Below are 11,963 nucleotides of genomic sequence, written 5' to 3'. Positions count from 1 at the left end.
TGGTGTGGATCAAGGAGTGATTGGAACGAGAGTTCTATGGACCATCCGTAACGATCCATCCGGTTTGGTAATGATCAACAGACAGAGCGGGGAGGAGATGGATCCAGAAGAGAGCAAGCGCTGTCTTCCAACAGTGATGTTCGAGCTGAACAAGACCCTTCCCAGCGCGTCCATCAGTACAACCCGTCCAGCTAACGCTTGGTCTCGAACAGTGCAGTACAGCCAGCCATCATCCCAAGCGAGATCCACCACTTCACTCAATGAATTGGACGACAGCCCAGTGGAACCATTGAATTGCACGAAAGCGGTATCGTGCAGTTGGCAGTTGTTGGCATCACCGATCACGTAGGGATAGCTTCCGGTCAACAGGCCAACGCGCAGAAAGTCAGTATTGCCATCGTCCCATAGGATGTTGAATGCCCCATTCCCAGCTACTACGGTCACCTGCACCTGTCCATCGGCAGTGAACGCATCACTGGCGGAGACGATGTTCATCGCATGATCCAAGCAAAGGACAGGCGTTGGCGTGGTAGTACCATAGGTGATCGGGCCCGTTCCCCATTCCTCCCTGTAACACAACTCATATCGCGCACTGGAACTTACCGATGTGCTCGCTACCTGCAAGTAGAGGGTGTCGATACCCGGATGATACGCGCCAGGACGTGACCGTTGTATCGTCTCGCCTGGAAGCAAGGTGGAGCAATCCAGCGGTATCAGATATGCGCAGTCGTAGCCCTGCCACCAACTCAACTGAAGAGAATCCTGTGCCGTGCATGTGTAGTCCACAGAATGGTTGCTGGATAGCAAGAACCTGTACCAACGATCGTTGGCGGGCACATTTGGTACCGCCGAATAACCGAAACACGGTCCAGGATGGGACGGGTAAGGGAAATTGGGAACAGCGAGATCCGTGGAATCAACCACCAATTGCGCAGGAGAACCTGAGACATAGCATGATGGGCTGAAAATGATGAGATCCAGATCCTGCGCACTAGGGCACGAATCATTCACCACCTGTGCCTGCACCTGCCCCGCCAGCAGCAAGCAGCCCCATACCACCAATCCGTCAATCTTCATGGCACTACAATGGATACCATCGTTAACCGCACAAGCCAACAGCACGCAGAGATACCCCCCCCCTTCCGGAATACCAAATCCGGTTGATAACTTCTTGTCGAACCAGCGTGAGCCGGCGAAGCGGCAGCTTGCCGAAGGTGAAGCGCAGGCATGGCGCGAGCGAGGAGGCGACCGAAGGAAGCCACCGGAGCCGCAGCCATACCCGCTGAACCAAGGCAACTACAGCGCAGCACGCGACCCCGGCCGCATTTGGGACGGGGGCACGCCCAACTCCCTATCCTACAGATCCTTCAAGGCTTACCGCCAAGAGCTTCTGCGCTTCGACCGCGAACTCCATGGGAAGCTGATTCAGGACTTCCTTGCAATAGCCGTTTACTATCAGCGAGACCGCCTTCTCCGTCTCGATGCCCCGCTGGTTGAGGTAGAAGATCTGGTCCTCGCCGATCTTGCTCGTGGTGGCCTCGTGCTCCACCATCGCGCTCTGGTTCTCGCTTTCGATGTAAGGGAAGGTGTGCGCACCACAGCGGTCGCCGAGCAGCAGTGAATCGCACTGGCTGAAGTTGCGCGCGCCCTTCGCGCCCCGGCCGATCTTCACCAGGCCCCTGTAGCTGTTGTTGCTGAGGCCGGCGCTGATGCCCTTGCTGATGATCGTGCTTTTCGTGCCCTTGCCGATGTGGACCATCTTGGTGCCGGTGTCGGCCTGCTGGCGGTTGTTGGTCACTGCCACGCTGTAGAACTCGCCGATGCTATTGTCGCCCTTCAGCACGCAGCTGGGATACTTCCAGGTGATGGCGCTGCCGGTCTCCACCTGCGTCCAGCTGATCTTGCTGCGCTCGCCCAGGCAGAGGCCGCGCTTGGTGACGAAGTTGTAGATGCCGCCCTTGCCCTCCTTGTCGCCGGGGTACCAGTTCTGGACGGTGCTGTACTTGATCTCCGCGTCCTTCAAGGCCACCAGTTCCACCACGGCGGCGTGCAGTTGGTGCTCGTCGCGGATCGGTGCGGTGCAGCCTTCGAGGTAGCTCACGTACGCGCCCTCATCGGCGATCAGCAAGGTGCGCTCGAACTGGCCGGTCATGGCCTCGTTGATGCGGAAGTAGGTGCTGAGCTCCATGGGACAGCGCACGCCCGGCGGGATGTAGCAAAAGCTGCCGTCGCTGAAGACCGCGCTGTTGAGCGCAGCGAAGTAGTTGTCTGTACGCGGCACCACACTGCCGAGGTACTTCTTGATCAGGTCGGGGTGCTCCTGCACAGCATCGCTGAAGCTGCAGAAGATGATGCCCTTCTCCTTCAGTGTTTCGCGGAAGGTGGTCTTCACGCTCACGCTATCGAACACCACATCCACCGCCACGCCCACCAACCGCTTCTGCTCTTCGAGCGAAATGCCCAGCTTCTCGAAGGTCTTCACCAGCTCGGGGTCGGCCTCGTCGAGGCTGTTGAGCTGCGGCTTCTTCTTCGGCGCGCTGTAGTAGTAAGCGTTCTGGTAGTCGATCTTGGGGTAGTGCACATGCGCCCATTCGGGTTCCTCCATCTTCAGCCACAGGCGGTAGGCTTCGAGCCTCCACTCCAGCATCCACTCCGGCTCGTTCTTCTTCGCGCTGATGAAGCGCACGATGTCCTCGTTCAGGCCCTTGGGCGCCTTCTCGCTCTCGATGTCCGTGACGAAACCGTAGGCGTATTCCTTTTCGGTGACCTCGCGGAGGATATCGTCGGTGTCCTGTGCCATGAATGATTCACCACAGAGGCACGGAGGACACAGAGAATGCGAATTCCCTATTCGATCGTGCTGCTCGTGTGGACTTTGTCATTTGGATTTCCTCTGTGCTCTCTGTGCCTCTGTGGTGAACTCAGATCGAGAAACTCTCCCCGCACCCACAGGTCCGGCTGGCGTTGGGGTTCACGAATTGGAAGCCCTTGCCGTTGAGGCCACCGCTGAAATCGAGGGTGGTGCCCAACAGGTAGAGGAGGCTCTTCTTATCCACCACCACCTTCACGCCGTTGTCCTCGAAGACCTTGTCGCCCTCCTTCATCTGGTCATCGAAGATCAGATCGTACATCAGGCCGCTGCAGCCACCGCCCTTCACGCCCACGCGCACGAAGTGGTTGGGGCCGCGGCCTTCCATGCTGAGGAGCTTGGTGACTTCGGCCTTGGCGGGTTCGGAGACCTTGATCATGATTGAGTCTTATTTAGATTGAGTCTAAACAAGTTGCAGAGCAAAGGTAGATCGGCCTTTGCGCTTGGCAAAGGGCCCAAAGGGAACATTCCGACGGCACCGCAGGTTCGCGGGTACTTTTGGGGCCCGTACCGCACCCATGAGCGACACCACCACCCGCACCGAGCTCTCCGCCCTGGGCGAATTCGGCCTCATCGACCGCCTGGCCTCCCGGGTGCAGCTCACGCAGCCTTCGTCCGTGAAGGGTATCGGCGATGATGCTGCGGTGATCGACCCATCAGGGCTGCATCAAGTGGTGACCACCGACATGCTGGTGGAGGGGGTGCACTTCGATCTGGCCTACATGCCGCTGAAGCACTTAGGCTACAAGGCCATCGTGGTGAACCTGAGCGACGTGTATGCCATGAACGCGGAGCCGAGGCAGGTGACCGTGGCGCTGGCGCTTAGCAACCGCTTCCCGGTGGAGGCTGTTGATGAGCTGTATGAAGGCATGCTGATGGCTTGCCGGCAGTACGGCGTTGACCTGGTGGGCGGCGACACCTCCAGCAGCCGAAGCGGACTGGTGATCGCGGTGACGGCCATCGGCGCCGCACTTCCTGAAGAACTGGTGTACCGTAGCGGTGCCGGCGAGCACGACCTGCTGGTGGTGAGCGGCGATCTCGGCGGCGCCTACATGGGCTTGCAGGTGCTGGAGCGGGAGAAGGCGGTGTTCACGGAGACCGGTGCCCAACCCGATCTCGCCGGCCATGACTACATCCTGGAGCGCCAATTGAAGCCCGAGGCCCGCAAGGACATCGTCGCACTGCTCAAGCAGCTCGGCGTGAAACCCACGGCCATGATCGATATCAGCGACGGGCTGGCGAGCGAGGCCCTGCACATCGCCCGGAGCTCCGGGGTGGGCGTCCGCATCTACGATGAGAAGCTGCCGATCGACCCGGCGACCTACAACACGGCCCGCGACTTCAACCTCGATCCCACCTTGTGCGCGCTCAGCGGCGGCGAGGACTACGAGCTGCTCTTCACCATCCGCCAGGCCGACTTCGAGGCCATCAAGGGCAACCCGAACCTCACCGTGGTGGGACACATGACCGATGCCACCAGCGGCTATCGCCTGGTGGACAAGCAGGGTGGAGAGCACGAGCTCACGGCCCAGGGCTGGGATGCCTTTTTGAAGAAGGACTAGCTCACTCCTTCACCACGCGCACCACGCTGCGCCCTGCACCGCTGCGTACCTCCACGGCGTAAAGTCCTGCCGGCCAATCCTGCCCCAGGCCCGTGCGGTAGGATCCGTTGTGCACCAGGCGGCCGTTCGCATCGAAGACACGCACCACGCTTTGCCCGCTGGGCTTTGGTGAAAGGGCGAACGCGTCGGTGAAGGGCGAGGGGTGTGCGGTGATCTCCCTGGTCCCGTTCAGATCCGGTACACCGGTGGATGTGTTGCTGATGCGGCCCAGGATGCAGGACTGTGCGCCACTTGATCCCGCTTGGTGGGGCGGAAAACCGAACACATCGTGCGTATGGTCGCTGAAGTAGAGGGTGCCGTTCGTGGTGCCAGTGATCGTTTGCGTGGTCAGTGTTCCCGTGGACTGACTGTTGGCGACCCATTGCGGAAGGCCGTTGGCGTCGAAGGCCACGATGGTCTGTGCATGCAGGCCCAGGCTGATGGCATCGCTCACCACGCCATTGCCCCAGTCCACCTGTCCGCGCACGGACCCTGTGAGGTATGGGTTACCAGCGCCGTCCACGGCCAGACAGCCACGCACACCGGCTTCCACGTCGCCGGTGATGGGACCGCCTGCCGTATCGCTCTCCACGGTCCAGAGGAACTGGCCGGTACTGTCCGCTTTGGCCAGGAACATCGCCGAGACCCATTCGGCACCGTTCACCGGAAGACCGCCCCAAACGGTTGCGTCCAGGATGCTGCCGGCGACATAGGCGTGCCCGAAGGCATCGGCCTCCACCACGGGGAACTGGAAGGTGACATCGTGTGCGAACTGCACCCAGTCACCAGCGCCATCGGGCTTGAAGCGGCACAGGAACATGAGGTAGGGCTCGTTGATGGGCAATGTCGGGGTGAGGCCACCGAACGCGAACCCGCCGTTGTCGGTACCCCCGCTCACATACAGGCCGCCCCACGGGTCGAAGCTCATGCCGCCGATGGTCTTGCCCCCGTCGATCAGGCGCTGCTCCGCATCGTTGCCCGCAGCGTCCACCCGGTTGATGCGGGTCAGGATGAAATCGCTGGTGGCGTACCAGAGGTCGCCGTTCGGGTCGATCGCCAGGGCGGCCATCATGGTGGCGTCCGGCTGGTCGACCGAGATGTTCCGCTTCCAGATCAGCATGCCGGAGGGGTCGAACTTCATCAGGAAGAGGTCCACATCAAGACCGGTTCCCGTATGCCCGAGGATGGACCCATCACACAAAGCCATATCATCCATGAACCGCCCCGCCACGTACACGTTGCCCCCGTCATCGACCGCGCCGCGGTCAGCCGTGGCGTTGGGGAACAGCCCACAGGACCAGAGCGGCTGCCCGATGCCGGGGTCCAGCCCATGCACCACCACACTGCCGAACACGTCCATGCCGAAGCTCTGCACCGCTCCATCGAGGCGCGCGGTCATCAGTTGACCGCCGGGTGAGGAGGCGAGCACGTGCCGGGGCATGCTCGGGTTCAGGTTCCAGTTCACCGGCCAGCTCACGAGCCAGTCCGGCTGTTGGGCCGATGCGGATAGGGCGAGGAGTGCGGCCTGGAGGCCGAGGATGGACGGTGCTCTCATGGGTACGGGATCCATTGGATGACCGGCAAGCCTGTATGAAGGTTGCCCATGCATATGGGACCCGTACGCCCAGGCTCGCGGATCTGGAGCAAGGGCGGATGCGCCGGTGGCGCTCCGGCATCAGGCCGCCTTGTTCTTCTCCCGTGCGCGCTCCCGCACGAGCCCACCATAGGCCTTCCCCGTCAGATGGCTCTCCGCCCAGGTCAACGGGTCCAGATGCTCGAAGGCAGGCTGTTCCAACGGCTCGCCTGCGAGCTGCGCGAGATCGTCGTGAAAGCGCTGGAAGGCCGCGCGTTGGTGACGTGGTTCCAACGGCTTGAGCAGGTCGCGGACCAGGCGTAGGAAGACCTGTTCGAACCGATGGGTGCGTGCACGGCCTTTCAGGTAACGCTCCGTGTTCCGCAGGGCATAGGGAAGCAGCTCCTTGTCATCGGTCTCCAGCCGGAGCATCAGCTCGAGCAACCGCGCATAGGACACGATGCCACCTTGGTCCTGGTGGGTCTCGTTCAGCAGGCGATGGCACCACCGCAGGGCCTCCGTCGGGCGGCCTCCTCCGAAGTGGGCGACGGCCACCTGGAACATGCACCCGGCGCGCCGCAACGCCCCCAGCGCCTCACCGTGCCGCTCCAGACCGCGCTCCACGGTGGGAACCATCGCGAGTGCGTGCTCGAACTCCCCGCTGGCGCAATGGATGCTGAGCTCCAGGGAGGTTCCCGTGGCGAAGAGCTTCATCTCCAGATCCTCGGTCTCCGGCATGCGCCAGGCGGCGGGGGCCAGGCGATAGGCGCGGAGGTGCTCATTTGCCTCGTCGAAGCGTCCGATGCGCGTGCAGACGTACGCCAGGTTGCTCAAGACCGCCAGCAAACGGCAGGGTTCGTCGATAAAGGTGTGCCGCTCGGCCTCGAGCAGGTCCCGGTTCGCAAGGAGGTGTGCGCGGCTGGCCTCAAGGTCGCCGGTGGCGAAGCCGGCCACGGCCTCCAGATGGTGGTGCAGGTAGCGTGCCTGGGCCGAGCCATGGGCATCCACCAGCGGACGGCCCGGACGCGCCATGATCGCCCGCACCCGCTCCACTTGCGCCGTGCTCCGGGCCTGACCTTCCCCATAAAGCGTCAGATACACTTCGCTTTTCAGGTCCCACAGCGCGTCGAGCTCCGTCATCCGTGCAAGCAGCCGTGCGGCCCGCTGGCGCTGGTCATCGAGCGTGGCCGCGGTCACGCCTTGGTAGTGCGTCCGCTCAAGCAGGCGGCGCTGCCACACGTGGACCTCGGCGAGGACGTGGAACTTCTCATGCTTGGCGGCAAGGCGCTCCACACCTGCCAGGTGCCGTTCAGCATCCACGTACAGCGCACGCTGGTAAAGGACCTCCACCTCGTGCATGCGGCGGCGGAGCCTGGCGTCCACGGAGGAATGGGCGTGATAGGCCGAGAGGCTCTCCAGGATGGTGTTGTGCAGGCGCTGCTTGGCGATGGCGAAGCGCGCAGTGAACCCGCGCCCCTTGAATCGCCGCAAGAGCGCCTCCTCATCGTATTCCTCCATCGCGGCGATGGCGCTGAACAGGAGCAGATGGTTGCTCTGCCCCTGGATCAGGTGCCGCCCCGCATAGAGCTTGAAGTACCGCTTCTCGGCCGCGTCCATGGAGCGGATCAGCCGGTGGACCTGATCGGATGCTTTCCTGGACATGGTGATGGGGGTGAACAATGGAAAGCTAGAGGGCATCCATCGCCCAGGGTGCCCGGCCGCGAGGAACGGCCTGCCTGCTTCGGGCACCGGCAGTATCGGCCCGGAACGACAACGCCCTGGACCAGGCCAGGGCGTCGATCATTCGCGGTCCGAACGGTCAGTTGCCGGTCGTTCCGTTGTTCTTCTTCTTGTTCCGCTCGCCATCGGCATCCTCATCCCCGTCATCGGAGATGTCGCCGTCATCCCCTCCGCCACCCTGTTCGTCCAGATCACCGGACCGAACGATGGCGCCCTGACCTTCAGGCTCTCCTTTTCCCGCCGCAGCGGCTCCGGCCATGCTGCCGCTCGGCTCCTCCTGCATGCGCTTGTCCTCGCCCTGGGTGAGTTGGCCCGTGGGCATGACCTGCTCCTTGGTGCACGCGGCGAGCGCAACGACCATCAACAGGCAGGCGATGAGGTTCCGGACCATCAGGTTCCAAAGATAGGGTGCCCAGGACCCGATCGCAAATCGGTTTCGGGACGGGGTGATGGACCGTTGCCGGGCAGGTCGATCGTGACCTGGGTGCCGTGGACCTTACCATCAGGCCCCTGCACCTGCTCGGGTCCCGTGATCCGGATGTCGGTCACCTGCAGGTTCCGCAGCACATCGGCCCGCCCCTTGGTGATCTCGATCCCCCTGGAGATGTGGTCCCCGTCCTGTTTGCGGGCCTTGCTCTGCTCGATGCCCAGCCCGTCGTCCGCGATCGTGACCCGTACACGGCCGGGCCCGCCCGGCGAAACCCGGATGGTGACCTGGCCCTGGCGCTCGGTGGGCAGGATGCCGTGCCAGATGCTGTTCTCCACGTAGGGCTGCAACATCATGGCCGGCAGCCGAACGTGGAGCGTGTCCACCCCGGGCTCCACCGTCAGCACATAGCGGAACCGGTCCTTGAAGCGCATGTGCTCCAGAACGAGATACAGCTCCAGCCGTTCGAGCTCCTCGGCCAGACTGGTGGTATCGCTCTGGCTGGCGTCCAGGTTCTTGCGGATGAGCTTGGCGAAGCTCGTGAGGTAGCGGTTGGCCGTGGCCCGGTCCTGCTTGTTGATGTGATACTGGATGCTGTTGAGGGCGTTGAAGATGAAGTGCCGGTTCATGTTCGCGTTCAGCGCCTGCTGTTCAAGTTGGAGCATCCGCGAGCGCAGCATCAACTGGCGGGTGCGTTCCTGGCGACGGCGCTGCAATGACCGGTACCGGGCCACACCGCCCACCGAACCGATCACCACGGCCCCGGTGAGCGCGAAGAACCACCAACGGGCCCAGAACGGGGGTTGTACATCGAAGGCATATTCCTTCGGCGCGCTCCACAGGCCATTGCGCCCCTTGGCCATCACCTGGAACACGTAGTGCCCATGCGGTAGATTGCTGAAGCTCGCAGAGCGCACGTCCGTTTCCGGCAACCAGTCATTGTCATGGCCCAGTAGACGATAGCGGTAGACCACCTGCTCTGGCGCGCTCAGGCTGATGCCGGCATAATCGAACGTGAGGTGGTTGCGTTCGTAGGGGAGCAGGAGTCCTGTGGGAAGTCCTGTAAGCGTGTCGGTCCCTGCGGACCGGCCCTCCCAGCCGGAAGGGCGAAGGAACCAGCGCAGCCCGGTGATGTGGAGCGGGATGACCTCCGCCGTCGGGGTGTGCTCGACAGCCGGCAGGTGCACCACCAGGCCGCGTGAAGTGCCGAAGAGCAACCGCCCCTTGGTGTCGAGGTGCGATGCGTTCAGGTTGCACTCCAGGCTGAGGAGCCCATCACTGGTGGTGTAGTGCGTCACCCCGCTCCCGTTGTTGAGCAGACTGTCCGGTCCGACCTGGAAAAGGCCATTGTTGGTGCCCACCCAGAGCCGCCCGTCGGCCGAGACCCGCACCAGGTCGATGTAGTTGGACCCGAAGTCCGCGGCGAGCCGGAGCACACGGGGACCCGATCCGGTGAAGCACACCAGCCCGTCGGCGGTACCGGCCCAGACGCGTCCGCTGTGGTCCTCCGCCAGGCTGTACACCGCGCCTGTGGGAAGCTCCTGGCCTGCGGTCCAGGTGGTCCATCCGTTCGTGCTCCAACGGGCCACTCCGACCTCATGGGCCGCCCACAGCCGTCCTTCGCGGTCGCGATGCAGGTCCCGGATCGAACGTAGCTGTGTGCCAGGCGGGCCGGGTTCACGTTGCAGCCGGCCCTCGCGGATCGAGAAGAGCCCTTCGCGTGCGCCGCACCACAGCGTGCCATCTGCATCCTCGTGCAGGGCCACCACACGCTCATCACGCAGCGACAAGCTATCCGGCAACGGCACCACCACACCATTGCGCAGCCTGCACAATCCGTCACTGGTGCCGAACCACAGGCTGTTGTCCCGGCGGCGCAGTCCGGTCCAGACCGTGTTGTTCGGCAGGCCGTCCAGGGTGCTCACCAACGCCATGCCGTCCATCCGGCAGATGCCGTTGCCGTAGGTGCCCAGCCACAGGTCGTTCGCGCTATCGGCCACCAGGCACATCACCTGATCGCTGCACAGGCCATCGCGTTGGGTGTAGGTGACAAAGCGGTCGCCGGTCCATCGCAGGATGCCCGCCCCGTCCGTCCCCAACCACAGGTCGCCGTGGTCATCCACCGATACGCACCAGATGTTGTCGTTCGGCATCCCTTGGTTCACCGTGAGCGCACGGATGCGTCCGCCGTCGATGATGTTGACGCCGAACTTGCTGGCCAGCCACACGCGGCCCTGTCGATCGACCGTCACGCTGCGCACGTTGTTCTGCAACAGGCCGTCGGTCTCATCGATCTCCTCCACGGTGCCGTTCGGACGCAGTGCGAAGACCCCCTGGCCGAAGGTGGCCACCCACAAGGTGCCATCGGTGCCCACGGCCATGCTGCTCACGTTGGAGCGGTCCTCGCTTCCCAGGGTCACGGCCGAACACCGGCCATCGGCGCAGCGCAGGAGACCGTTGCGCAGGCCGATGTATACGGTGCCGTCCGCCAGGCAGAGGAGTGAACGTACCGTGCCTGCGGTGTCGGTGGGGAATCCCTCAAGCACACTGATCAGTCCGTCCTTGTGTACCAGGACCCCAACATCCTCCACGCCGATGAGCACACGCCCATTCGCGTCAGTGGCCAGGGCGGTGATGCGTGGTCGATCCAGGCCGGGCAGCGGGATGGGGGCCACCTCCATCCCGTTCCGGAAGCTGACGAGCCCTCCACCGGTGCCGCACCACATCGAACCGTCCGAACGGGGCAACAGGGCGTTGACCTGCGCGTCCGGCAACCCTTGACGCAGCGCGTGGTTGCGGAAACCGCTGCCATCGAAGCGGCTGACCCCGCCCAGCGTACCGATCCACAGGAAGCCCTGCCCGTCCTGTGCGATCGTGCGCACCTGGCTCTGGGCGAGGCCGTCCCGCGTGGTGTAATGGATGAACCCGAACTGCTGCGCCTTCAGCAGGCCCGCGGACCCGAGCAGCAGGCCAAGCAGCCAGCCCGTGCACCGCATCAGAAGGTGGGGATCAGGGCGAGGAAGTCAGGCATCTTGCGGCGCGATACGGGGATCATCGCCCCGTTGTCCAGCACGGCCATGTTGCCCTCACCGCGGCTGAAGGCGCGCAGGTGCTCCAGGTTGATGATGTACGATTTGTGGACGCGGAAGAAGCGCTTCGGGTCGAGGTTGTTCTCGAACACCCGGATGTGCTTGCTGCTGATCTGCCGCTTGCCGTCGCGGGTATGGATGGTGGTGTAGCTGTCGCTGGCTTCCAGGTAGAGGATATCCTCGTGTTTCAGCAGGGTGAGCCCATCGCGTCCGGGCACGGCCATGCGCTTGCTCAAGGGTGATGCGGGGTCGAGCAGCAACGCCGCGATGGCCCCGGTCTGTTGCGGTGCGGCCGTGGGATCCGACGTCATTCGACGAAGCTTCGAAGACGCCCGCTTGAGCTCCTCCACGTCGATCGGTTTCTCCAGGTAGTCGAGGGCGTTCTCCCTGAAGGCCTGCAGCGCATATTCGTCGTAAGCGGTGGTGAAGACCACTGGCAGCTCCTGGCCTTGCAGGGAGCGAAGCAGGGCGAAACCATCCTCACCCGGCATCTTGATGTCCAGGAACAGCGCCTGAGGATGTTCCATCGCGATCAGCTCGCGCGCCTCCTGGGCGCTTCCGGCCGAGCCCACCACGATCAGATCGGGGCAGTGCTCCTCCAGCATCATCCGCAGGTTCTCCCGGGCGTCGGGTTCGTCGTCCACGATCAGTACACGCATGGCCG

9 protein-coding genes are annotated in these 11,963 nt (G+C 63.3%); 1 reads left to right on the top strand and 8 read right to left on the bottom strand.

Going from position 1 to position 11,963, the window contains the following annotated elements:
- Positions 1-9: 9 nt before the first annotated feature.
- The 3 genes from IPJ87_13400 to IPJ87_13390 all read right to left on the bottom strand — a co-directional run bounded on the left by IPJ87_13400 (position 10) and on the right by IPJ87_13390 (position 3,248).
- Positions 10-1,077 (bottom strand): hypothetical protein, encoded by a 1,068-nt coding sequence (locus IPJ87_13400; GenBank protein ID MBK7942846.1) that lies wholly within the window; start codon positions 1,075-1,077, stop codon positions 10-12.
- Between the two features lie 274 nt (positions 1,078-1,351).
- Complete coding sequence (sufB, locus tag IPJ87_13395; protein ID MBK7942845.1) at positions 1,352-2,800, bottom strand: Fe-S cluster assembly protein SufB; 1,449 nt, start codon at positions 2,798-2,800, stop codon at positions 1,352-1,354.
- A 121-nt stretch (positions 2,801-2,921) separates the two neighbouring features.
- On the bottom strand, positions 2,922-3,248 hold the full coding sequence (locus tag IPJ87_13390) for an iron-sulfur cluster assembly accessory protein (protein MBK7942844.1): 327 nt from the start codon (positions 3,246-3,248) through the stop codon (positions 2,922-2,924).
- A gap of 139 nt (positions 3,249-3,387) precedes the next feature.
- Between IPJ87_13390 and thiL the strand changes: the two genes are divergently transcribed.
- Positions 3,388-4,431 carry a thiamine-phosphate kinase gene (gene thiL, locus IPJ87_13385; GenBank protein ID MBK7942843.1) on the top strand — a complete coding sequence of 348 codons (1,044 nt, stop codon included), beginning with the start codon at positions 3,388-3,390 and terminating at the stop codon, positions 4,429-4,431.
- A 1-nt stretch (position 4,432) separates the two neighbouring features.
- On the opposite strand, the gene IPJ87_13380 is transcribed toward thiL, so the two are convergent.
- The 5 genes from IPJ87_13380 to IPJ87_13360 all read right to left on the bottom strand — a co-directional run bounded on the left by IPJ87_13380 (position 4,433) and on the right by IPJ87_13360 (position 11,958).
- The gene (locus IPJ87_13380) at positions 4,433-6,025 is read right to left on the bottom strand and encodes a T9SS type A sorting domain-containing protein (protein MBK7942842.1); all 1,593 of its coding nucleotides are present in this window, start codon (positions 6,023-6,025) and stop codon (positions 4,433-4,435) included.
- Positions 6,026-6,145: 120 nt separating this feature from the next.
- Positions 6,146-7,705 (bottom strand): hypothetical protein, encoded by a 1,560-nt coding sequence (locus tag IPJ87_13375; GenBank protein ID MBK7942841.1) that lies wholly within the window; start codon positions 7,703-7,705, stop codon positions 6,146-6,148.
- Between the two features lie 157 nt (positions 7,706-7,862).
- Positions 7,863-8,174 carry a hypothetical protein gene (locus IPJ87_13370; GenBank protein MBK7942840.1) on the bottom strand — a complete coding sequence of 104 codons (312 nt, stop codon included), beginning with the start codon at positions 8,172-8,174 and terminating at the stop codon, positions 7,863-7,865.
- Positions 8,174-11,206 carry a histidine kinase gene (locus IPJ87_13365; protein MBK7942839.1) on the bottom strand — a complete coding sequence of 1,011 codons (3,033 nt, stop codon included), beginning with the start codon at positions 11,204-11,206 and terminating at the stop codon, positions 8,174-8,176. The genes IPJ87_13370 and IPJ87_13365 overlap by 1 nt, the downstream gene beginning before the upstream one ends.
- On the bottom strand, positions 11,206-11,958 hold the full coding sequence (locus IPJ87_13360; protein ID MBK7942838.1) for a response regulator transcription factor: 753 nt from the start codon (positions 11,956-11,958) through the stop codon (positions 11,206-11,208). The genes IPJ87_13365 and IPJ87_13360 overlap by 1 nt, the downstream gene beginning before the upstream one ends.
- Positions 11,959-11,963 lie beyond the last annotated feature (5 nt).

Source organism: Flavobacteriales bacterium (genome assembly GCA_016713875.1).
Lineage (GTDB): Bacteria > Bacteroidota > Bacteroidia > Flavobacteriales_F > PHOS-HE28 > PHOS-HE28.
This window is presented reverse-complemented; position numbering and strand designations above follow the sequence as displayed.